Annotated in this window: 22 protein-coding genes; 12 read left to right on the plus strand and 10 right to left on the minus strand. The window is 61.8% G+C overall.

The genetic code is table 11. The annotated features are described in order from the left end of the window. Positions 1-41 precede the first annotated feature (41 nt). Together IEX57_RS10395 and IEX57_RS10400 are read right to left on the minus strand one after the other, a co-directional pair. Positions 42-1,097 carry a glycosyltransferase family 4 protein gene (locus IEX57_RS10395; protein WP_188704257.1) on the minus strand — a complete coding sequence of 352 codons (1,056 nt, stop codon included), beginning with the start codon at positions 1,095-1,097 and terminating at the stop codon, positions 42-44. Then, complete coding sequence (locus IEX57_RS10400; RefSeq protein ID WP_229708955.1) at positions 1,094-1,954, minus strand: UDP-2,3-diacylglucosamine diphosphatase; 861 nt, start codon at positions 1,952-1,954, stop codon at positions 1,094-1,096. Before IEX57_RS10400 ends, IEX57_RS10395 begins: the two co-directional genes overlap by 4 nt. Positions 1,955-2,087: 133 nt before the next feature. Between IEX57_RS10400 and IEX57_RS10405 the strand changes: the two genes are divergently transcribed. The 5 genes from IEX57_RS10405 (at position 2,088) to IEX57_RS10425 (ending at position 6,294) form a co-directional block, all read left to right on the plus strand. Continuing rightward, on the plus strand, positions 2,088-2,300 hold the full coding sequence (locus IEX57_RS10405) for a DUF1289 domain-containing protein (protein WP_188704258.1): 213 nt from the start codon (positions 2,088-2,090) through the stop codon (positions 2,298-2,300). 157 nt (positions 2,301-2,457) lie between these two features. Next, complete coding sequence (locus tag IEX57_RS10410; RefSeq protein ID WP_188704259.1) at positions 2,458-3,840, plus strand: MFS transporter; 1,383 nt, start codon at positions 2,458-2,460, stop codon at positions 3,838-3,840. Continuing rightward, entirely contained in the window at positions 3,797-4,492 is a 696-nt protein-coding gene (locus IEX57_RS10415; protein WP_308433865.1) for a DUF6622 family protein, read from the plus strand. Before IEX57_RS10410 ends, IEX57_RS10415 begins: the two co-directional genes overlap by 44 nt. Continuing rightward, positions 4,489-5,559: a sensor histidine kinase gene (locus IEX57_RS10420; RefSeq protein ID WP_188704261.1), complete on the plus strand. Its 1,071-nt coding sequence runs from the start codon at positions 4,489-4,491 to the stop codon at positions 5,557-5,559. The genes IEX57_RS10415 and IEX57_RS10420 overlap by 4 nt, the downstream gene beginning before the upstream one ends. 12 nt (positions 5,560-5,571) lie before the next feature. Further along, the gene (locus tag IEX57_RS10425) at positions 5,572-6,294 is read left to right on the plus strand and encodes a LytR/AlgR family response regulator transcription factor (RefSeq protein WP_188704262.1); all 723 of its coding nucleotides are present in this window, start codon (positions 5,572-5,574) and stop codon (positions 6,292-6,294) included. Here the strand turns inward: IEX57_RS10425 and IEX57_RS10430 are convergent. Next, the gene (locus tag IEX57_RS10430) at positions 6,281-6,928 is read right to left on the minus strand and encodes a TetR/AcrR family transcriptional regulator (RefSeq protein ID WP_188704263.1); all 648 of its coding nucleotides are present in this window, start codon (positions 6,926-6,928) and stop codon (positions 6,281-6,283) included. The two genes, IEX57_RS10425 and IEX57_RS10430, sit on opposite strands and share 14 nt — an antisense overlap. 204 nt (positions 6,929-7,132) lie before the next feature. Between IEX57_RS10430 and IEX57_RS10435 the strand changes: the two genes are divergently transcribed. The 4 genes from IEX57_RS10435 (at position 7,133) to IEX57_RS10450 (ending at position 10,088) form a co-directional block, all read left to right on the plus strand. Continuing rightward, complete coding sequence (locus tag IEX57_RS10435; RefSeq protein WP_188704264.1) at positions 7,133-8,236, plus strand: AbrB family transcriptional regulator; 1,104 nt, start codon at positions 7,133-7,135, stop codon at positions 8,234-8,236. A gap of 36 nt (positions 8,237-8,272) precedes the next feature. Further along, positions 8,273-8,590, plus strand: coding sequence for a hypothetical protein (locus tag IEX57_RS10440; RefSeq protein ID WP_188704265.1), 318 nt, complete (start codon positions 8,273-8,275; stop codon positions 8,588-8,590). A 117-nt stretch (positions 8,591-8,707) separates the two neighbouring features. After that, entirely contained in the window at positions 8,708-9,574 is an 867-nt protein-coding gene (locus IEX57_RS10445; protein ID WP_188704266.1) for a helix-turn-helix transcriptional regulator, read from the plus strand. Between the two features lie 139 nt (positions 9,575-9,713). Further along, complete coding sequence (locus IEX57_RS10450; protein ID WP_188704267.1) at positions 9,714-10,088, plus strand: surface-adhesin E family protein; 375 nt, start codon at positions 9,714-9,716, stop codon at positions 10,086-10,088. Between the two features lie 63 nt (positions 10,089-10,151). On the opposite strand, the gene IEX57_RS10455 is transcribed toward IEX57_RS10450, so the two are convergent. Continuing rightward, on the minus strand, positions 10,152-10,847 hold the full coding sequence (locus tag IEX57_RS10455) for a TetR/AcrR family transcriptional regulator (RefSeq protein WP_188704268.1): 696 nt from the start codon (positions 10,845-10,847) through the stop codon (positions 10,152-10,154). An 85-nt stretch (positions 10,848-10,932) separates the two neighbouring features. On the opposite strand from IEX57_RS10455, the gene IEX57_RS10460 reads away from it, so the two are divergent. Continuing rightward, positions 10,933-11,568, plus strand: a complete 636-nt coding sequence (locus IEX57_RS10460) for a glutathione S-transferase family protein (protein ID WP_188704269.1) — start codon at positions 10,933-10,935, stop codon at positions 11,566-11,568. A gap of 20 nt (positions 11,569-11,588) precedes the next feature. On the opposite strand, the gene IEX57_RS10465 is transcribed toward IEX57_RS10460, so the two are convergent. From IEX57_RS10465 to IEX57_RS10485, 5 genes are all read right to left on the minus strand, one after another. Then, complete coding sequence (locus IEX57_RS10465) at positions 11,589-12,440, minus strand: carbohydrate ABC transporter permease (protein WP_188704270.1); 852 nt, start codon at positions 12,438-12,440, stop codon at positions 11,589-11,591. 20 nt (positions 12,441-12,460) lie between these two features. Then, on the minus strand, positions 12,461-13,390 hold the full coding sequence (locus IEX57_RS10470; RefSeq protein WP_229708956.1) for a carbohydrate ABC transporter permease: 930 nt from the start codon (positions 13,388-13,390) through the stop codon (positions 12,461-12,463). A gap of 72 nt (positions 13,391-13,462) precedes the next feature. Beyond that, complete coding sequence (locus IEX57_RS10475) at positions 13,463-14,707, minus strand: ABC transporter substrate-binding protein (RefSeq protein WP_188704272.1); 1,245 nt, start codon at positions 14,705-14,707, stop codon at positions 13,463-13,465. Positions 14,708-14,781: 74 nt separating this feature from the next. After that, positions 14,782-16,779, minus strand: coding sequence for a beta-galactosidase (locus IEX57_RS10480; RefSeq protein ID WP_229708957.1), 1,998 nt, complete (start codon positions 16,777-16,779; stop codon positions 14,782-14,784). Continuing rightward, positions 16,776-17,915, minus strand: coding sequence for an ABC transporter ATP-binding protein (locus IEX57_RS10485; protein WP_188704273.1), 1,140 nt, complete (start codon positions 17,913-17,915; stop codon positions 16,776-16,778). The genes IEX57_RS10480 and IEX57_RS10485 overlap by 4 nt, the downstream gene beginning before the upstream one ends. Before the next feature lie 299 nt (positions 17,916-18,214). Between IEX57_RS10485 and IEX57_RS10490 the strand changes: the two genes are divergently transcribed. Next, positions 18,215-19,234, plus strand: coding sequence for a LacI family DNA-binding transcriptional regulator (locus IEX57_RS10490; RefSeq protein ID WP_188704274.1), 1,020 nt, complete (start codon positions 18,215-18,217; stop codon positions 19,232-19,234). Positions 19,235-19,442: 208 nt separating this feature from the next. Beyond that, positions 19,443-19,655, plus strand: coding sequence for a hypothetical protein (locus IEX57_RS10495; protein WP_188704275.1), 213 nt, complete (start codon positions 19,443-19,445; stop codon positions 19,653-19,655). Between the two features lie 126 nt (positions 19,656-19,781). Here the strand turns inward: IEX57_RS10495 and IEX57_RS10500 are convergent, their stop codons facing one another. Then, positions 19,782-20,774 (minus strand): aldo/keto reductase, encoded by a 993-nt coding sequence (locus IEX57_RS10500; RefSeq protein WP_188704276.1) that lies wholly within the window; start codon positions 20,772-20,774, stop codon positions 19,782-19,784. Positions 20,775-20,780: the final 6 nt, after the last annotated feature.

A 20,780-nucleotide genomic window follows, 5' to 3' on the forward strand; every position in this document is an offset into this window, starting at 1 on the left:
GCACTTTCAAGGTGACGCAATTCCCCCTCTGGATGACGCGTTTACTGGGCAGCGCCTTCCACGACCAGCGCCACTTCCCGCTGCGCTTCCGTGGTAAACGGGTGCAGATGGGTCAGGAACTGGCGGCTGGCCTCGGCCCAGGAGAATTTCTCGGCATGCTTGCGCACGGCATCACGATCAATGCGCAGCGCATCCAGACATGCTTTGCCCAGGTCTTCCTGCAAGGCACCCGGGCCATCGGTGCCGATCACGTCGATCGGGCCGGTCACCGGGTACGCCGCCACCGGGCAACCGCAAGCCATGGCTTCCAGCAACACCAGGCCAAAGGTGTCAGTGCGGGACGGGAACACAAACGCGTCGGCCGCGTTGTAGACCTCGGCCAGTTCGTTCTGGTTGAGCACGCCCAGCCAGTGCACACCTTGCGCCTCGCCATATTTCGCCTTGAGCGATGATGCCGCCGGGCCATCGCCACACACCCAGCGCGAACCGGGCAGATCAAGCTGCAGGAAGGCTTCAACGTTCTTTTCTACCGCCACGCGCCCGACATACACAAAGATGGGGCGGCGGGTTTGCAGGCGTTCGCGCTGGCCTGGCTTGAAGATCTCCAGATCCACGCCGCGCGACCACATCACCACATTCTTGAAACCACGGGCTTGCAGATCATCGACCACCACGCGGGTCGGCACCATGACGGCTTCGGCCGCATTGTGAAAGCGGGCGAGGAAGCCGTAGGTCCAGGACAGCGGAATCCCGAACCGCAACTGCACGTATTCCGGAAAGCGCGAGTGATACGCTGTCGTGAACGGCAGCTTGTGATTGATGCAATAACGACGGGTCGCCATGCCCAGCGGGCCTTCGGTGGCGATATGGATCGCATCGGGCTTGAAGGTTTCGATCTGCTGGGCGATCTTCTTGCCCGGCCGCCAGGACAGGCGGATTTCCGGGTAAGTCGGGCACGGAAAAGTGCGGAACTGCTGCGGCGTGATCAATTCGACGGCATGACCCATCTTGATCAGTTCGGCACGGGTTTGCTTGAGCGTGCGCACCACGCCATTGACCTGGGGTTCCCAGGCATCGGTCACGATCAGGATTTTCATGCAGCGGCCCCTTGCAGACCCAGAGCATTGGGCGCAGAGGCGGGTGCGGCCAGCGCGGCAATCTGGGCGGATTGTTCTTCGAAGTATTTTTGCCAGGTCACGATGCGCAACTCACCCGTGGGCAATTCCACAAGGGCGGTCAGGCTTTCGACCCAGTCACCGTCGTTGCAGTACAAAATGCCATCGATCTCGCGCATTTCGGCTTTGTGGATGTGGCCGCAGACCACGCCATCCAGCCCGCGCTCCCGCGCTTCTTGCGCCACTGCGTTTTCAAAGCTGCTGACAAAGTTCACCGCCGTCTTGACCTTGTGCTTGAGGTATTGCGACAAGGACCAGTAACCCAGGCCCATGCGGGCGCGCAGGCGGTTGAACCAGTAATTCAGGCGCAGGGTGATGCCGTAAAGGCGATCGCCCACAATGGCCAGCCATTTGGCACACTGCACCACGCCATCGAAGCGGTCGCCGTGCAGGACCAGCAATTTGCGGCCATCCACGGTTTCATGCACCACTTCGTCTTCAATGCGGATATCGCCAAACATCAGCCCAAGGAACTGGCGCGCCGCTTCATCGTGATTGCCCGGAATGTAGATCACATGGGTGCCCTTGCGCGCTTTGCGCAGCACTTTCTGGATCACATCGTTGTGGCTTTGTTGCCAGTACCAGGAACGCTTCATTGCCCAGCCATCGACAATGTCACCGACGAGGTACAGGTATTCTGATTCAGTGTTCTTGAGAAAATCGAGGAGATAGTCGGCCTGGCAGCCTGCGGTGCCAAGGTGGATGTCGGAGATCCAGATACTGCGGAATTTCAGTGCGTGATCCGCCATGTCGAAGTCCCAGCCGTTGGTTTGACGCATATTGCATAGATCAAATGACAACTGCGCGTCGGTTTGATGACGGCTGCGTGAATCACGCCAGGCGGCTGCGGCTTGACACACTCCCCTTGCAACGTCGATAGTCGAACCCGGATTTTCGCCAGACCTGCCCGCCATGAACAAACCCGCCCGCCCCGCTACCCCATGCATCGCCGTGTGCTCCACCGGCATGGGTGACGACGTCTGCCGTGGCTGCGGCCGCACGTTTGTCGAGGTCTCGCAATGGGTGATGATGACCGACGAAGAACGCGGCGCAGTGTTTGACCGGCTGGAAGCACACTGGGCCAAAGCAGGCCTGCCGCCACCGTGGCTGGCGCGTGGTGTCTGATTCGCCCTCTTCCAGTTCCCCATAAAGACCCGCGCTTGCGGGTCTTTTGCATTGCAGCGGTCCACCCCGGCCGCCGCAGATACTTCGTTCCACATCGAAGCATGCCGCCGTTTGCGCCAATAGACTGAACTCCTGTTGCACGCACGGACCAACCAGCATGAACGATCTTTCTCTCCCCCACGCCGGCCAGCAAACCCGCGCGCCGTTGCAGCGCCTGACCTTGCTGGCGCTCTGCCTGGCGGTGCTGGTGGCGCAGGTCGACACCGCCATCATCAACCTGGCCGCCCGCCCGATCGGCATGGCCCTGGCCGCTGAGACCAGCCAGCTGCAATGGGTGGTCGATAGCTACAACCTGGTCTACGCCAGCCTGTTACTCACGGGCGGCCTGCTGGCTGATCTGCGCGGCCGGCGGCTGGTTTTCATGATTGGCGCGGCACTGTTCACGGTCGCCTCGGTGATCTGCACCGTGGCGCCTGAGGTCACCACGCTGATTGCCGGGCGCGCGCTGGCCGGGCTGGGTGCGGCTTTGCTGATTCCGGCCTCGCTGGCGCTGATCCGCGTGGTCTGGCCCGATCAAGCCACGCGTGGACGGGTGCTGGGCATCTGGGCGGCCTGCAACGGGGTTGCGCTGGCCATTGGCCCGACGCTGGGTGGCGTGCTGATTCATGTCTGGGGTTGGCGCAGTGTTTTTCTGGCCGTGGTGCCGTTCAGTGTCGCGGCGGTGGTGCTGGCCGCGCTGTATGTTCCCGAATCTGCCGATCCACAGGCGCGTCATTTTGATCCCGGCGCGCAGCTGACCGGCGCACTGGCGCTGGCCACGCTGGCGTTTGCCGCAATCGAAGCCCATGCGCGCTGGCCGTGGGCTGTGGCAGCGCTGATTGTCTGCGCGCTGGCGGCCGCCTTGTTTGTGCGCATCGAAAAACATCAGGGCAAAGCGGCGCTGGTGCCGCTTGATCTCTTTGGCATTGCGGCGTTCAGGGGTGCTGCGGCGGGCACGATCGGCATGACGTTCGGCATGTATGCCGTGCTGTTCTTGCTACCGCTGACCTGGCAGGGCAGCGGCCAGCTTTCCACCACCGCTGCCGGACTGGCGCTGATGCCAATGGCACTGGTGTTTGTACTGGTCTCGCCGTTTTCTGGCGCAGGCACACGGCACTGGGGTGTGCGTAGCATGACTTGTGGCGGCGTGCTGGTCATCGCCGGCGGTCTGGCCTTGATTGGCCTGAGCGCCGGCAGCTGCCAGTTGCTGATTGCAGAGATCGGCCTGGCGTTGACTGGGCTGGGCATGGGGATGGCCACGGGTCCGCTGATGGGGGCCGCCGTGGGCGCTGTGCAGGCGGCGCGGGCGGGTACCGCGTCATCGCTGATCAACGTGGCGCGCATGGCGGGGGCCACGCTGGGTGTGGCCATACTGGGCGCAATCTACACCATGGCGGGCGGCGGCCCCGCCGGCTTGCGTGCGGCCATGGCCACCGGTGTGACCGTTCAGCTGGTTTGTGTCGCGCTGGCCTGGCGGCATATCGGCACCACGCACACGTAGCCCACGCCAAAAGCAGTTCGTCGCCGCCGGGAACAACTCATCCGCGCCGGACACGGCTTGTCGCAAGCTGAAATGCGCGTGCGGCGGCGTCTCTACACTGGGTTCCAGTTTCCAACCCCAAGGCACGGAGCCCGTCATGTCACACATCCCCGGATATGTTTTTGTCATCCTCGCGGTACTCATTTACATTGGCGTCAAACGCTGCCTGCCGCGTGAAGTACGGCCGGAGCGGCTGCTGCTGTTCCCCTTGCTGATTGTGGCGGGTGGCCTGAACAGCATGACGGGCTTGTTTCCGGACGCAGCTGCAAGCAGTTGGGCTTGCGCGGTCATGGCCGGGGCGATTGGCCTTGCGGCGGGCTGGCATCATGCTCGGGGCTGGCGCTTGTCATTCAACGCAGAGGGCAGCCGGGTACGGTTGCCGGGTGATCCCGGTTTGCTGATCATCATTCTGTTCACTTTCGGATTTGAATTCGTGCTGCATTTCGCCCTGGCTGCGCATCTGTCCTGGACTCATTCTTCGCTGTTTGCGCCAGCTGCACTGGCCGTGTGGGGGTTGCTGGCCGGCATGCCGGCGGGCCGTGCGATCAATGTCCTCGTGCGCCGGCAGCAGGCCGTCTCTGCCCCGACCCAATGGTCCGGAGTGGCGCGATGAACAGCCCTGTCGCTGCGCGTTTGCCGGCTACCTGGTCGGTGCATTGGGCCCGGCTTAGCGACACCGGCTCGGCCTGGTTTGCCCTCACCCTGGTGCTGCTCAACAGCCTGATCGGGGTGAGCTTCTGGGCAAGCGGGCGCGGCGACGTGTTGTGGTTTGATCTGCTGATTTCAAACAGCATCGGGTTTGCCGCCTGGGGCTTGGGGCGGTTACTGACACGCGGTGGCCGCCAGGCGGGGCTGCTGGTTCGCAGTCTGATCATTGCACCGGTCAGTGTGGTGGTCGGCGTGGCCTTTACCGGCCTGACCACGGGTGCGCTGCCGCCGTTCTTTGCGGCGGGCAGCGGCAAAATCTGGCTGCATTTGTTGCCGACGTTTGTTGCCGCCAGCGTGGTGTGTGCACTGGTAACCATCCTGTTCCAGTCCATGCGCATGCGTACTGCGCTGGAAACCGAGAAACGCCGCGCGGCTGAATTGCGCCAGTCCGAGACTGCCGCGCGCCTGGCCATGCTGCAGGCGCAGATCGAGCCACATTTTCTGTTCAATACACTGGCCAACGTACAAAGCCTGATCAGCCGCGATCCAGAGCGGGCCACGCAGATGCTGGACCACCTGAACCGCTATCTGCGCGCCAGCCTCTCCCGCACCCGCAAGCCGCAATCCTTGCTGCAAGAAGAACTGACGCTGATTGACGCGCTGTTATCGATTGCCGCCATCCGCCTGGGCCAGCGTCTGCACTATCGCATTGAGGTGCCCGATGCCCTGCGTGATCTGGTCTTGCCGCCCCTGTTGCTGCAACCACTGGTGGAAAACGCCTTGCTGCACGGCATTGAGCCGGCGGTTGATGGCGGCAGCATCACCGTCAGCGCCACCCGTGAAGCCGGCCAGCTGGTGCTGAGCGTGCTGGATACCGGCGTTGGCCTTGGCGTAAGCAGCCATGTGCATGGTGGCGTGGGTTTATCCAATGTCCGCACGCGGCTGCACACCTTGTATGGCGAGCGGGCCAGTCTGTCGGTTTCAGGCAATGCCGGTGGCGGCGTCACCGCCCGTTTGATCATTCCAGTCTGAGCACTTCACCCCATGCCCACCGCCCTGATCGCTGATGACGAACCCAATCTGGCCGCCGAACTGGCCGAACGCCTGACCCGCTTCTGGCCAGAGCTAACCATTGTCGGCATGCCACGCAACGGCATTGAAGCGCTGGCGCAGATCAACGCCACCCAGCCGGATTTTGCTTTTCTGGATATCCGCATGCCGGGTCTGGACGGCCTGAAAGTGGCCAGCCTGGCCACCGATACCCGCGTGATCTTTGTCACCGCCTATGACGAATACGCGGTCGAGGCGTTTGACAAATCTGCGGTGGATTACTTGCTCAAGCCCCTGAGTGACGAGCGTCTGCTGCGTTGCATTGCCCGCCTGCAGCGCGAGGCCCCGGCACCTGCGCCAGTCGCGCTGCCGCCGGCCAGCAAGGACACCGGGCCGATCCGCTGGTTGACGGTGGGGCTGGGCGATACCACGCACCTCATCGCGGTAGATGAAGTGGCGTTTTTCCAGGCGACCGACAAATACACCGAGGTGGTCGTGGGCGACAAACGCCACCTGATCCGCACACCGCTCAAAGACCTGGCCTTGCGGCTGGACCCGGAACGCTTTGTCCAGGTGCACCGCGGGGTGATTGTGTCGCTGGCGGCGATTGATCATGTGCAGCGCGACTTGCTGGGCCGCCTGCGCATCCATCTGCGCAATCGCACCGACACCCTGCCTGTCAGCCGCGCCTATACCGGCCTGTTCAAGCAGATGTAGCCGCCACCGCCTGGCGTGCGCTAAATAGCCAGCTGCGCAGCAGTTCACGCATTTCGGCCAGCACCATATGCCGCGTGGCCGGGTCTTCGGCGCTGGCTGTGGCCGCGCCTTTGAGTACATGCAGCATCAGCACCGCCATGGCATGCGCCCGCGTAGCCGGCAAACCGGGAATCGCCTTTTGCAGCACCTGGCTCATGCCAGCGCGGGAGTGCTCCCGGAACTGCTGGCGGATGTCCTGGCTGCCTTCACGCGCATCGACCAGCGCCAGCACCACGGCGCGCTGGGTTAACAGATCTTCCCGCAGATCCACCAGCGCCTCGGCCAGCCCTTCCAGCGTCATGCGATCCGCCTGCTCTGCCAGTTCTGCCAGGCCGCTCACCGTGCTGTGGGCGTAGCGCAGCAGCAGGTTGTCCGCCAGCGCCCCTTTGGTCGGGAAAAACCGGTAAAGCGAGCCGATGGCCGTACCGGAGCGGGCGGCAATTTCGGTCATGGTGGCTTTGTCATAACCTTTTTCTACAAACACGAGTGCGGCCGCCTCAAGAATGGCGGCGACGCGCAAGCGACCGCGTTCACGTTGCGGGGCGACCGCCTGTGCCAGCGGCACAGCGGCGTTCTCTTTGGGCAGTCTGGACATAAACGCGAATGTATTTGATATATTCCTCGCATACTATACTCAAGCGCCTGTTAAGCCAAATGCAGTTCTTAACCGGCATTGAGCCTTATATAGCATCAGCATATGGCCATTTATGAAATGGTCATTGATTTATGCGAGGATATCCTCTAGTATTTTTTGAGAGGATACCCTCGCATATCTCGTCAACGCTTGGACATCTACCGTATGCCCACCAGTCACGCCGATACCACTCGCCCTGGCCGCCTTGCCGGCACCTCTGCCCGCAGCCAGTGGCTGATTCTGCTGGCGTTGTCGGCCGTGCTTGGCGCCGGGCTTGCGGCTTGCGGTCTGCCGGCAGCCTTGCTGCTGGGGCCGATGATTGCGGGGATTATTGTGACCGCCAATGGCGGCAGCCGGGGCGTTGCGCCACTGCCGTTCCAGATTGCGCAAAGCATTGTCGGCGCCATGATTGCCCGCACCTTGCCCGGCTGGGTTCATGGCGATGTCGGCGGGCACTGGTTGTTGTTCGTCGGGGGCGTGTTCTCGGTGCTGGCCGTCTGCGTGCTGCTGGGCTGGCTGCTGACGCGCATGCAGGTGCTGCCGGGTTCCACCGCCATGTGGGGCCTGAGCCCCGGCGCCGCCACGACCATGACCCTGATGGCAGAGGCCTTCGGCGCTGACGTGCAACTGGTGGCGCTGATGCAATACCTGCGCGTCATGCTGGTGGCCGCGGCGGCCAGCATCATTACCCGCGTACTGGGAGCACATGCAGTGCATGGCACGCTGGCTTCGACCAACTGGTGGCAAATGCCAGACTGGACCGCACTGGCCGGCACGGTTGCGCTGGCTGCATTTGCCATTGTGATCTCGCGCCGCTTCAGATTGCGGGCCGGCGCGATGTTGATCCCCATGTTCGGCGGCATGCTGCTGGTGCATCTGGGCTGGCTGAAAATTGAATTGCCGGTGTGGTTGCTGGTGGCGGCCTACGCCATCATCGGCTGGCATATCGGCCTGAAGTTCACCCGACCCTTGCTGCAATACGCGGCGCGTGCACTGCCGCGGATTTTGCTGTGTACGCTGGCGTTGATCGCGGCCTGCGGCGGGCTGGCCGTGGTGCTGGTGCAAGTGGCCGGGGTTGATCCGCTCACCGCTTACCTGGCCACCAGTCCTGGCGGGGCCGATACCGTCGCCATCATCGCTGCGTCCAGCCATGTCGATGTGTCTTTTGTCATGGCCATGCAGGTCTGCCGTTTCATGACCATTCTGCTGCTGAGCCCGTTACTGGCGCGGCTGATGGCGCGCCGGGGCAAAGCCGCGGCACGTCCGTAAACCTTTCCCTCCTCCATCAAGCCTCTGACCGATACCATGAATTACCTCGCTCTCTTTTTTGCCGGTGCCTTGTTGTGCAACAGCCTGCCTCATCTGGCCATGGGTCTTGCCGGCCTGCCGTTCCCCACCCCGTTTGCCAAACCGCGTGGCAAGGGGGATTCATCACCGCACGTGAATTTTCATTGGGGTCTGTTTAACCTGGTGGTGGGCGTTTTGTTGCTCTATGCGCACCCGGTAACGCCGGGCTGGAACGGGCCTTTTGTGGTGCTGATTGCGGGTGCGCTGGTGCTGGGTGACCGCATGTCGCGACGCTTTGGCGAAGTGCAGCGTGCCAAACGCCAGGGCGGGCAGTGATGCAATCGTGGTGGCGATGCGCCCGGCCTGACCAGTCCTGCCGCCATCTTCCGCTGGCGGGTGCATGTGTTTATGCTCGTATCAGGCAACGCCGCAACGGCGATGAATGGACAGAACATGAGCACCCTGGAAGAAAACCGGCTGGGTAATTACCTGAAGAACCGCCGCGCGCGGCTGGACCCGGTCGCGTTTGGTTACCCGTCCGGCAACCGGCGCACGCCCGGCTTGCGGCGTGAAGAAGTCGCCCTGCGCGCCAACATCAGCGCCACCTGGTACACCTGGCTGGAACAAGGTCGCGGTGGCGTGCCCTCTACCGCTGTGCTCGAACGCATTGCCAGCGCGCTGGATCTGACCACCGCCGAGCGCGAGCACCTGTTTTTGCTGGCACAAGATCGCCCGCCCGAAATCCGCTACCAGGCGCCGGGCCCGGTCTCTGCCCGTCTGCAGCGCATTCTGGACGCCATGCCGTTAAGCCCGGCGTTCGTGCGTACATCCTGCTGGGATATCGTGGCGTGGAATCAGGCCGCTCTCAAAGTGCTGGGCGATTACGACAACATGCCGCCGCAGCAACGCAATACCCTGCGCATGCTGTTCAGCAATCCGGACGTGCGCAAACGCATGCTGCACTGGGAGGAAGACGCGGGCTCGGTGGTCGCCACCTTTCGCGCAGAATCCACCCGGGCCGGCGCGCCTGATGCGGTGCGTNCCTTTCGCGCAGAATCCACCCGGGCCGGCGCGCCTGATGCGGTGCGTGCGCTGGTGGCCGACATGATCGCCACCAGCCCGGAATTTGCCAGCATGTGGCATCGCAATGAAGTCCGCACGCATGGCGAAGGCACCAAGCACATCATGCATCCGGTGGTGGGGCTGCTGACGCTGGATTACTCCGCTTTTGCCGTTGATGGCCAGCCTGATCTGAGCATGGTGGTCTACAACCCCGCCACGCCCGAGGATGTCGAACGCGTGCGGGTTCTGATCGGGTAAACCAGCGCCCTGGCCCGCCGTTATAGCTACAGCGCTGTCCCGCTGCCGCAACGGGCCCACTGCAAAGTGATTGAATCCCCGCGCGGTTTTGGGCACAGTGCCCATGCGTGCTCTTCAACCAAAATAACGAACCCAAACCATGCTGCCTCTTTTGCTTGCTGCCAGCTTGTTCTCTCTGGATGGAACCAACCAGATCGATCTGGATACCATCCAGCGGACCGGTAATGTCATCACCGTGCGGATGGTCACGTCAGGCATCAAGTCTGACAAAGACCCGCGCATTGCCAACGTGTTAAGCGATATCGAACTCGATTGCGCCGCCCACAAGGCCCGGATTTACGCGACCTATTTCTTTGACGACAAATTCAAGCTGTTGTCGAAAAACCCGCCCCACGACAGCACCGCCGCACCGTATTCTGACGACAGCGTATTTGCGCTGATTGAAGACCGCGTCTGCGACAGCCGCAAGCCGGCACCACAAGCCTCTGCTGTGGCACCAGCCGCCACCAAATAAGCCGTTGCGGAGCCATCCGCATTGCGCTACCCCAAAGGCCGTTCGCGGCCTTTTTTGCGCGCGTTAGCGGGTGGTGGGGTCTGTCTGGCGGATGGATGAAGCCACCAGTTGCACTGCCGCCTCAGCCATTTGCGCCAGCATGGCGGCCGGCTCACCGGCCCGCGCCCGCAGCGCCAGCGAATTCATGACCCCGCACAACAACCGCGCCAGCACGGCGGGTTCCACCGTGGCGACCAGCTCCCCGGAGGTCACGGCAGCGCGCAAACGCGCTTCCAGCAACGCATCCAGTTCATGCAGGCCATCGGCAAACATCGCCCGCACGGCCAGATCATGCACGGCCTCGGTGGCGGCAGTCCCGATCAGATAACAACCCCGCGCCCCGAGTGGGCCGGCGGTATAGATGGCAATGGCTTTGGCATAAACCGCCCGCAATGACTCAGCCAGTGGCTGCCCGGGCGCCAGCGCTTCACGCATGGCATCGCGGCCCAGTTCCCGATAGCGCGCCAGCGTTTCCAGGTACAGCGTGTGTTTGTCGCCAAACGCGCTGTACAGGCTGGGCTTGTTCATGCCCGTGGCCAGGGTCAGATCATCCAGCGAGGTACCGTTATAACCGGCATCCCAGAAGGCATCACGCGCTTGGGCCAGCGCTTGCCCGGCATCGTAGGCTTTGGGGCGGCCACGAGTGCGAGGCTGGCTATGGGTGGCGTCTTGCAACGGCGTTGGCGTTGCTGGCGCGGAGTCAGATGATTTTCGTACCATTTGGTAAATTAATTTCTTGACGGGACATGATCACCGGCATAATTTATTACCATGTAGTACAAAAATCAACAGCAAGGAGCATCCCATGCAGGTTTACTTTGCGCCGCTGGCCTGTTCGGCCGCGACCCGCATTGCCCTTTACGAGGCGGGCGCCACCGCTGATTTTGTCTATGTCGATATCCACACCCGGCCCGGAGAGCGTCTGCTGGCAGATGGCTCTGATTACCGGGCGATCAACCCGATGGGACAAGTGCCCGCCATCCGCACTTCAAGCGGTGAAGTGATTACCGAAAACCCGGTGGTCTTGCAGTACGTGGCAGACCTGCATCCGCACGCGCAACTGGCCCCGGCGGGCGGCATGGAACGCTATCGTTTGCAGCAATGGCTTAATTTCATTGCCACAGAACTGCACAAGGGGACGTATATCCCGCTGCTGGACCGGCGCAGCCCGGACGGGGCCAAGGCATTTGCCCGGCAGAAGCTGGCATTGCGCTTTGGCTACCTGAGCCAGCAACTGGCGGCGCGCCCGTTTTTGCTGGGTTATTTTTCGGTGGCCGATGCCTACCTGATTACGGTGCTGAACTGGTCGCCCTACGCCGGGATTGATCTGGCCCAATGGCCGCAGATAGAGGCCTATGCGCAAGCGCTCAAACAGCGGCCGGCGGTCGCCCGCGCCCTGGCGGAAGAAACCGCGGCTTATGCCAGAGAAATGAACCACTGAGCCGGCGGGCGGATGTCGCCTCAGCCCTTGGTCGCGCCAAAGGTCAGCCCGGCCACAAAGTGCCGCTGCATGGCAAAGAACATCATGACCGAGGGCAAGGCCGCCAGGATCGACCCCGCGCTGACCAGATTCCACGCCGTGACCCACTGCCCGCGCAAGGCCGCGACGCCAACGGTCAGCGGCGCGGCGTCATCGCCCTGGGTCAGGCACAACGCCCAGAAGTAATCGTTCCAGACAAAGGTGAAGACCAGGATGGACAGCGCCGCCAGCGCGGGGCGGATCAACGGCAGGATGATGCGCCAGAAAATCGCCCATTCCCCCGCGCCTTCAATGCGGCCGGCTTCGATCAACTCGTAGGGCAGTTGCTTGATGAAGTTGCGCAAGAACAGCGTGCAAAAGCCGGTCTGGAACGCGATATGGAACAACATCAGCGCCCACAGCGTGTTGTACAGACCCATCTGCAAAAACAGATCGCGCACCGGGATCATCAGGATCTGGATGGGCACAAAGTTGCCACCGACAAAAGTGGCAAACAGCGCCAGATTGCCGCGGAACTGATACACCGCCAGCGAGAACCCGGCCATGGCGGCCAGCGCAATTGCGCCAATCACCGCCGGCACCGTGATCATCACGCTGTTGAAAAAGTAATGCAGCATGGGCGAGGTGGTCAGTGCTTCGTGGTAGTTGGCGAACAGCGCAAAGTGCTTCGGCCAGCCCCAGTAATTGCCTTCGGTGAGTTCTTCAGTAGAACGGATCGACGTCACCATCACCGCAATCAGCGGCAACAGCCAGACCAGCAAAGCCAGCGGCAGGGTGAGTTTGTACAGACGCCGGTTAACGGGCTTCCAGTGATCAATAGGCATGGGAAACATGGCGGTCTCTCTGGTCCTGGTTAATGCTCGTTACGCAGCAAGCGCCGCAGATGCCAGGCGATATACACCAGCATGATGGCGAACAGCACCACGGCAATGGCGGCGGAATAGCCATAGCGGTAGTACTTGATGGCCTGGTCGTACATGTAATACGCCAGCACGGTGGAGCTTTCGAACGGCCCGCCGCTGCTCATGACCGAGATCAGGTCAAAGCTTCTGAGCGCGCCAATGATGGTGACGACCATGGCCATGAAAGTGGTCGGCCGCAATTGCGGCAGCACCACGTGCCACAGCAACGCCCAGCCACGGGCGCCTTCCATGCGGGCGGCTTCGATCTGGTCTGCGTTCAAGCCGGTCAGCCCGGTCAGATACAGGATCATGCAGTAGGCGGTTTGCGGCCACAGCGCGGCAAACACAATGCCAAAGGTGACGTAATGCGCGTCGCCCAGTACCGGAATCCCATGGCCCAGGATCAAGGCCAGCAAGCCAAAGGTGGGGTCATAGAACCAGCTGAAAATCAGCCCCACCACCACGCCAGACAAGACAAATGGCGCAAAGAACAGTGATTTGACCAGCCGGATACCGGCCACGGCCTGGTTCAGATACAGCGCAATCGCCAGCCCCATGGGCGGGGCCAGCAAGAACAGCAGCAGCCACAGCAGGTTGTTCTTGAGCGCGGTGTAAAAGGTGGGCGCGTGAAACAACTCGATATAGTTGGCCAGCCCGACAAAGGTTTTGTCGGTCATGCCATCCCAGCTGTAAAAGCTCAGCGAGATACTTTTGAGAATCGGGTACAGCACAAACAGGGCGACCATGACGCACGCCGGCGCCAGAAAAAGCCACGCCGCCCGCCGCTGCCGCCGCGCGCTGGGCGAGAGCCGCTTGCCTGCCGCTTTTGCCGCAGGCGCCATCGGCTGGTGCAGCGGGGTATCCGGTACTGAATCGATCACGCGATCATCTCCTGGCAATGCCATACAGAGCGCTGGCCGCCCGCCAGCCGTGGCCTGCGGGCGGCGCCGTGCTTACTTCTTGTAGATGCGCTTGCGGGTGGTTTCCAGCTGCGCCAGGATGCTGTCGATCTGGCTGGGGTCAGACAGGAACTGCTGCATGCCCTTCATGCCTTCGTCGGCCATTTCCTTGGTCATGTCACGATCATAGAACTGGGCGATACCGCCGCGGGTTTGCGACAGGATCTGAAAGCCGATCTTCGAGATCGGATCTTCCGGTTCTTCTGCCTTGCTGTTGGCCGGCAAAGAACCCAGCCCCTTGGCCAGGCGGCCGCTGATCTCGGGCGTACCCACAAAGGCCAGGAAGGTATGCGCATCGGCCTTGTTTTTGGCTTTGGCCGGAATATGCAAAGACTCGACCGGGCCGTCTTCTGCCGTCGGTACCTTGCTGTCGATGATCGGGAACTGGAAATAACCCATGTTCGGTTTGACGTTGGCCGGGAAACCGGCAGAGATGAACGTCCCCATCAGCATCATGGCGGCCTTGCCCTGGAACAGGAACGGTTGGGCGGCATCCAGATCGTAAGAGAGCGCGTTGTCGATGAAATACTTGTCATCGATCAGGCCCTTCCACGTGGTGTAGACCTTCTTCACGCGGGCATCGGTGTACGGCACTTCACCGGCCATCAGTTTCTGGTGGAAGGCGTTCCCGTTCAGGCGCAGATCCAGGTAGTCAAACCAGCCCGCCAGCGTCCAGGCGTCACGCCCGCCCACGGCGATCGGGGCAATGCCGGCGGCCTTGAGCTTTTTGCAGGCATCAATGAACTGATCCCAGGTCTTGGGTTCGGCGCTGATGCCGACTTTCTGGAACAGATCCTTGCGGTAGAACATGCCCCAGGAGTAATACACCGTCGGCATGGCGTATTGCTTGCCATTCCAGGAGGACGCTTCTTTGGTCGAGGCATAGGTCTCGTTCCAGCCGTTCTTTGCCCAGTCGCCAGAAAGGTCTTCCAGCAGACCGCGGCGGGCGTAGTACGCCATGCGCTCGCCGTCATGCCAGTTCACCACATCCGGCGCCACTGAAGAAAGCCAGCCTGGCAATTGCACCTTGTAGGCTTCTTCATCCACAAAGGCGACTTTCATCTCGATATCCGGATGCGCCTTTTTGAAATCATCAAACACCGATTGCCAGACTGCGCGCTGGCTGGCGCCCTTGAAGGCCACGTTGATGGCCAGCGTACCGGCCTGCGCCATGGCGCCATAACACAGGCCGGCGGCGGCCAGTGTCAAACCCAGAATGCGAGTGCGTACCTTGCTCATTGTTGTCTCCTTGCTGCTGCAACGTTGTATGTGCCTGCTTTGACGAGATCAAAAACCGAACCCTGCTTGCCACTTCACTGCACTTGACCGGGCTGGCGGTAGATCGCCACCCCTTGTGGTTCGACGCGCGCTGAACCGACCACAAACGCGCCCGCATCGACACCCGGGATGTCATGCGCGGCCTCACCGTAATTGAAGACGTAAACCAGCTCGCCACGCCGGCTGATGCGGATGGTTTCTTCCAGCGCCTGCGGCTGCAGGCCAGCGGCTTGCGCCACATTGGCCAGAATGGCGCGGGTGCCGGCTTCGCTGAAAATGCTGGCGAGGTAATGCACCTTGCCGTGCCGCAAAATCGCCGGCGCGCCATCGGTGAACGTCCCCAGGATATCGACCGCCGGCGTCGCCTCGATCAGGTCACGCCAGTGATGCGCCTGCAGCCGCGGCAAACCCAGAGCCGGCGCATCGACCGCTTCGGTCACGTTGGGGCGCAGCGATTCGACACGCCACACGCGCAGCGGCAGGATGCTGGCCAGCGGGCCTGGCGGCAGTTGATCCGGAATCTGCACGCTGACCGTTTTGGAGCCGGTGCGCGGGCCCAGCACCACATGCGCACCGCTCTGTGCCAGCCGTTGCGCCAGGTCATCTGGCACCACCGGCAGCGGTGGCACGACGATCAGGCTGTAGCCATCCAGCTTTGCGCTGGCCGGCACGATATCGACATCAAACCCCAGGCTGCGCAGCGCGCTGTAGTAGCCAAAGGCAAAACGGGCGTACTGGAAATCCGCGCCTTGCGGGTGGATCTCGAACAGCCATTTGGCTTCGTAATCATGAATCAGCGCCACGCGCGCGTTCACCGCGCCATCGGCACCGCTGGCCAGCACCTGGCGGATTTCATCTGCCGCACGCGCCGCCTCGGCCGCGCCGATATCCGGTTTGTTGTCTGGCGTGTTCAAACCGGCGTGCATTTGTTCTTGCGCAAACGGTGCTTGCCGCCAGCGGAAATACGAGACGCAACCGGCACCGTGGGCCAGCGCCTCCCATGTCCACAACCGCACCATGCCCGGCAGCGGCGCGGGGTTCCACGGGGCCCAGTTCACCGGGCCGGGTTGTTGCTCCATCACCCAGAACGGCAAGCGCGACATGCCGCGATACAGATCGTGGTTATAGCTGGCGAAATCCGGATGACCCGTGCGCAGCCAGCGCGCTTTGACCTCCGGCGCAAACCACATTTCTTCCAGTGCGCCCAGCGGGTAGCTATCCCAGCTGGCCGCATCCAGATCGGCTGCGACTTTGTAATGGTCAAACTCGTTGAACATCTGCATGAAGTTATGCACCACCGGCCGGCCGGGCGAGTGCGCGCGGACAATGCCGACCTGCATGCGGTTGTAGCGCGCCACTTCATCCGAGGCAAAACGCCGGTAATCCAGGCGGTGCGCCGGGTGGCCTTCGGTCACCGCGTCGACCGGCGGGTCAATCTCGTCAAAACTGCGGTATTCCATGCTCCAGAACACCGTGCCCCAGGCTTCGTTCAGCGTTTTGATATCGCCATAACGTGCCTGCAGCCACTGCCGGAAACGTCTGCTGGCCGCGTTCGAGTAACTCACCACCGTGTGATGGCAGCCGTATTCGTTATCCACCTGCCAGAACCGGACCGCCGGGTGCTGACCATAGCGTTGGGCGATCTCGGTACAGATGCGTTGCGAGGCCTCAAACCACGACGGGGAGGAAAAGTCGTAATGCCGGCGCGAGCCAAAGCGGCGCGGGCGGCCTTCAGCGTTGATGGCCAGAATGTCCGGGTACTGGTCGATCAGCCATTTCGGCGGCGTGGCGGTTGGCGTGCACATCACCACTTTCAGCCCGGCCGCCCCGAGTACATCAATGGCGCGATCCAGCCAGCCCCAGTCAAACCGGCCCGGTTCAGGTTCGATCCGGCTCCAGGCAAATTCAGCAATCCGCACCTGATCAATACCCAGCTCACGCATGCGGCGGGCGTCGTCCGCCCACATGCTCTCTGGCCAGTGTTCCGGGTAATAGCACACGCCAAGGCGCATGGCAGCGTCGTTGTGGGTCACGGCAGGGTCTCCAGATGGGGCACGGCAAAACCGTCTTCGGTAAACAGATGGCACAGCGCGGCGGGCGCGCGGACCTTGAGCGTATCGCCCACGCTGGCGACGGCATCGCCCGGCGCTTTGGCAATCAGCGCGGGCTCGCCGGCGGCGTTCAGGTGCAGATAACTGAGTTCGCCCAGCGCTTCGATCAGCGTGATCGTGCGGCGCAGGGTTTGCGTCTCGCCACTGGCGTCTGTGGTGGTTTCCAGGTGCTCGGGCCGGATACCCAGAGTGACGGCCTGCCCCAGCGCCAGCTTTGCGCCAGACACGGCAACCTGAAGCGTTTCGCCCGAGCCATCCAGCGTGATCACGACGCCGTCATCACGCAGCGCCGCGACTTTGGCATTGAGAAAATTCATGCGCGGCGAGCCGATAAAACCCGCCACAAAACGGCTGACCGGGCGGTGATACAGCGTCAGCGGCGCGCCCACCTGGGCAATGCTGCCGTGCTGTTCCATGTCCTTGCCGGTATGCAGCAGCACAATCTTGTCGGCCAGCGTCATGGCTTCGATCTGGTCATGCGTCACGTACACCACGCTGGCGGCGGCAAACTGCTTGTGCAAGCGGGCGATCTCGATCCGGGTTTGCCCGCGCAAGGTCGCGTCCAGATTGGAGAGCGGCTCATCAAACAAGAACACGCCGGGTTCACGCACAATGGCGCGGCCAATGGCCACGCGCTGGCGTTGCCCGCCGGAAAGCGCCTTGGGATAGCGCTTCAGCAGGTTTTCCAGCTGCAAGATGCGGGCGGCTTCACCGACTTTTTTGTTGATGACATCGACCGGGGTTTTGGCCAGCTTCAGACCAAACGCCATGTTCTCGAACACAGTCATATGCGGGAACAGCGCGTAGCTCTGGAACACCATGGCCACGCCGCGTTCGGCCGACGAGACCTCGTTCATCAGGCGGCCACCAATGCGCAGCTCGCCCTCAGTCAGGTCTTCCAGACCGGCAATCATGCGCAGCAAGGTAGACTTGCCGCAGCCGGACGGCCCCAGAAACACGCAGAACTCGTTGTCGCCAATGTCCAGATCCACATTGCGGATCACCTGCTGGTGATCGCCATAGCTTTTCTGGGCCCCTCTCAACGAAATGCTTGCCATCAACCTGGCTCCGTGGTGTGATCGCGCCATATGATTAAGCGCTTAATCATGCATTTCAAAAAAAAGCCGCCAGCCACATCAACACAGCACTGGCAGAGACTGCCGGGATGTAGTTAGCGATTAATTGCTACGGACTATATCAGCAGATTTTTGCCGATTGCAATACAGTGGCATGCTATTGCGGCGTACTTTTCATGCTGCCATGCAGCGTAAAATACATAGAAATCAGCATCATTGCGGGATACACGCAAATCGCCAGCATGATGGCGACGAAAGACAAAAAAGGTAATCAGAAAGACATGACTACACTTTCAGAGGTCGCCCATCGCGCGGGTGTTACCCCCGCCACCGTCTCCAACGTGTTGCGTAACCGGGGCCGTGTGAGCAAGGAAACGCGCGAGCGGGTCATGGAAGCCATCACTGCGCTGGGCTACCGCCCCAACCTGAACGCGCGCGCCCTGGCAGAAGGCCGCGGGCCAACGCTGGCGCTGATGGTTTCCAGCATTGCCAACCCGTTCTATCCAGAGTTTGCGCTGGCCGTGGAACAAGCCGCGCGCGAGCATGGCAGCTTCATGCTGTTGTGTAACACCAATGACGATGCGGCAACGGCCTACGCCTACCTCAACCAGTTGTCCGGCTCGCTCTCTGAAGGCGTGCTGGTGATGAACTGCAACCTGGATTTCGGCACCTTGCGCCAAAGCCGCGCGCCGGTGGTGCTGTGCATGTGGGAAAAACCGGAAGAACCGCCCGGCCTGCCTTGTGTGGCGGTCAATTTCCGTCTGGCCGGGCAACTGGCGGCAGAGCACTTGCTGCGGCTGGGACACCGGCAGATTGGCGTGATTATCGGTAACGGCAAAGGCGGTGTGCACACCACACGGATGCAGGGTTTTATCGATACCGTGCGCGCTGCCGGCGTGGATTTGCCCGACAGTCACTGCCGCAACGGGCTTGATACCGTTCAGGGCGGCTACGACGCCGCCCGCGCCCTTTTGCTGGATCAACCGGGTCTGACCGCCATTTTTGCCACCAACGACCTGCCCGCCATTGGCGCCATGCACGCCGCAACCGATCTGAACCTGAACGTGCCGGACGACTTGTCGGTGATTGGCATTACCGATATCCAGATGGCGCAGGAAACCCGCCCCGCGCTTTCTACCGTGGCGATCCCCACGCAAGAAGCGGCTGAAATGGCAGTCGATCTGTTGCGCAAACTGATCAAGCACCCGGCCCTGCCAGACACCCCGGATGAAATGCGCGTGACGTCAGAACCTTTGCTCAAACCCAGGGCAAGCACCGCGCCCCCGAAACACAAGCTCTGAGTAGTCAGACGGTTGCCCGCAATGGCAGCGGCTGATCTTGCTGCCCAGGATGTTTTGCCGCGAGAACGCCCGGTCAACAGCCCGGTCTTTGACTGTCGGCCCGTTTCAGAATGGCCTACAGCGCTGCATGCAAGTGACTGATAGTGTTGACTTTGTTGTCAGCGCACAGTGAATCCTGTGACCTTTATGGTTAAACAGGAGAAACATCATGAAACTTGTTATCGCTGCAATGGCTTTGGCCGGTCTGGCTTTTTCTGGTGTGAGCATGGCGGAGGGCGCATCTGGCGCAGAACCCGCCAGCGCAGCCGCCAAGGCCTCGACCCACAAATCGCAAAAGCATCAGAAGAAAACCACCGTGCCGGCGGCGCAGAAGATGACGGCATCGGAACCGCAAGATACCAAGCCGGAACCGCAGAAGTAACGGTTGTTTCAGGGGTGACGGAGGGGCTTTGCCGGGCAGGTTATCGTTGCTGGCAGGGTGTGCCTTCGCGCCCCCACCACTTCGTCATTCCTGCGCAGGCAGGAATCCAGCCACGCCGCCCTCCTCTCACCCATTCGTCATCCGCAAATTCGCCTCCGGCAAGCGCGCGCCTTGCACTTCTACCTTGGCCACTTCGGTGTTGATACTGGCCAGGTCTTCCGCCGTCAGCACCAGGTTCACAGCACCAAGGTTTTCTTCCAGCCGGTGCAGTTTGGTGGTGCCAGGAATTGGCGCAATCCAGGGCTGTTGCGCCAGCAGCCAGGCCAGGGCCACTTGCGCCGGGGTGGCGTTTTTGCGGGTGGCGACTTGTTTCACCACATCCACCAGCGCCATATTGGCCTTGCGGGCCTCCACCGAAAAACGCGGCACATGGTTGCGAAAGTCGCTGGGGTCGAACCGGGTGTTTTCGTCGATCTTGCCAGTCAGAAAACCCGCGCCCAGCGGGCTGAAGGGTACGAAGCCGATGCCCAGTTCAGCCAGGACCGGCAACAGTTCCGCTTCCGGGCCGCGCCAGAACAAAGAGTATTCGCTTTGCACGGCCGTCACGGCTTGCACGGCATGGGCGCGGCGGATGGTGTGAACGCTGGCTTCAGACAGGCCAAAATGGCGCACCTTGCCCGCATCGATCAGGTCTTTCACCGCGCCGGCGACGTCTTCAATCGGCACGTTCGGGTCTACCCGATGCTGGTAAAAGAGGTCGATATGATCCGTGCCCAGGCGCTTGAGCGCGGCGTCGGCCACGGCCCTGATGTGGGCCGGGTGGCTATTGGTGCCGCCAGAACGGCGCTCACCGGTTTTCTGGTCGATGTCAAAACCGAACTTGGTGGCGATCACCACGTGGTTGCGGATGGGTTGCAGGGCTTCGCCCACCAGCGCTTCGTTGGTAAAGGGGCCGTAGGCTTCTGCGGTATCAAAATGCGTGACGCCCAGATCGTGCGCGCTACGGATCAACCGGATCATGTCCTCTTTATTGGCAGGCGGCCCGTAGGCGGCGCTCATGCTCATGCAGCCTAGCCCCAGGGCGGAGACTTCCAGTTGGCCCAGTGTGCGTGTTTGCATGGTGTT

Source organism: Silvimonas iriomotensis, from assembly GCF_014645535.1.
GTDB classification, from domain to species: Bacteria; Pseudomonadota; Gammaproteobacteria; order Burkholderiales; family Chitinibacteraceae; genus Silvimonas; species Silvimonas iriomotensis.

What these genes read in the sequence shown, in the direction of transcription:
- IEX57_RS10410 (WP_188704259.1), top strand. Translation starts at nt 2,458, where the DNA reads ATGAACGATCTTTCTCTCCCCCACGCCGGCCAGCAAACCCGCGCGCCG.
- IEX57_RS10405 (WP_188704258.1), top strand. Translation starts at nt 2,088, where the DNA reads ATGAACAAACCCGCCCGCCCCGCTACCCCATGCATCGCCGTGTGCTCC.
- IEX57_RS10430 (WP_188704263.1), bottom strand. Translation starts at nt 6,928, where the DNA reads ATGTCCAGACTGCCCAAAGAGAACGCCGCTGTGCCGCTGGCACAGGCG.
- IEX57_RS10495 (WP_188704275.1), top strand. Translation starts at nt 19,443, where the DNA reads ATGAAACTTGTTATCGCTGCAATGGCTTTGGCCGGTCTGGCTTTTTCT.
- IEX57_RS10435 (WP_188704264.1), top strand. Translation starts at nt 7,133, where the DNA reads ATGCCCACCAGTCACGCCGATACCACTCGCCCTGGCCGCCTTGCCGGC.
- IEX57_RS10425 (WP_188704262.1), top strand. Translation starts at nt 5,572, where the DNA reads ATGCCCACCGCCCTGATCGCTGATGACGAACCCAATCTGGCCGCCGAA.
- IEX57_RS10455 (WP_188704268.1), bottom strand. Translation starts at nt 10,847, where the DNA reads ATGGTACGAAAATCATCTGACTCCGCGCCAGCAACGCCAACGCCGTTG.
- IEX57_RS10400 (WP_229708955.1), bottom strand. Translation starts at nt 1,954, where the DNA reads ATGCGTCAAACCAACGGCTGGGACTTCGACATGGCGGATCACGCACTG.
- IEX57_RS10490 (WP_188704274.1), top strand. Translation starts at nt 18,215, where the DNA reads ATGACTACACTTTCAGAGGTCGCCCATCGCGCGGGTGTTACCCCCGCC.
- IEX57_RS10460 (WP_188704269.1), top strand. Translation starts at nt 10,933, where the DNA reads ATGCAGGTTTACTTTGCGCCGCTGGCCTGTTCGGCCGCGACCCGCATT.
- IEX57_RS10500 (WP_188704276.1), bottom strand. Translation starts at nt 20,774, where the DNA reads ATGCAAACACGCACACTGGGCCAACTGGAAGTCTCCGCCCTGGGGCTA.
- IEX57_RS10485 (WP_188704273.1), bottom strand. Translation starts at nt 17,915, where the DNA reads ATGGCAAGCATTTCGTTGAGAGGGGCCCAGAAAAGCTATGGCGATCAC.
- IEX57_RS10475 (WP_188704272.1), bottom strand. Translation starts at nt 14,707, where the DNA reads ATGAGCAAGGTACGCACTCGCATTCTGGGTTTGACACTGGCCGCCGCC.
- IEX57_RS10420 (WP_188704261.1), top strand. Translation starts at nt 4,489, where the DNA reads ATGAACAGCCCTGTCGCTGCGCGTTTGCCGGCTACCTGGTCGGTGCAT.
- IEX57_RS10395 (WP_188704257.1), bottom strand. Translation starts at nt 1,097, where the DNA reads ATGAAAATCCTGATCGTGACCGATGCCTGGGAACCCCAGGTCAATGGC.
- IEX57_RS10440 (WP_188704265.1), top strand. Translation starts at nt 8,273, where the DNA reads ATGAATTACCTCGCTCTCTTTTTTGCCGGTGCCTTGTTGTGCAACAGC.
- IEX57_RS10450 (WP_188704267.1), top strand. Translation starts at nt 9,714, where the DNA reads ATGCTGCCTCTTTTGCTTGCTGCCAGCTTGTTCTCTCTGGATGGAACC.
- IEX57_RS10465 (WP_188704270.1), bottom strand. Translation starts at nt 12,440, where the DNA reads ATGTTTCCCATGCCTATTGATCACTGGAAGCCCGTTAACCGGCGTCTG.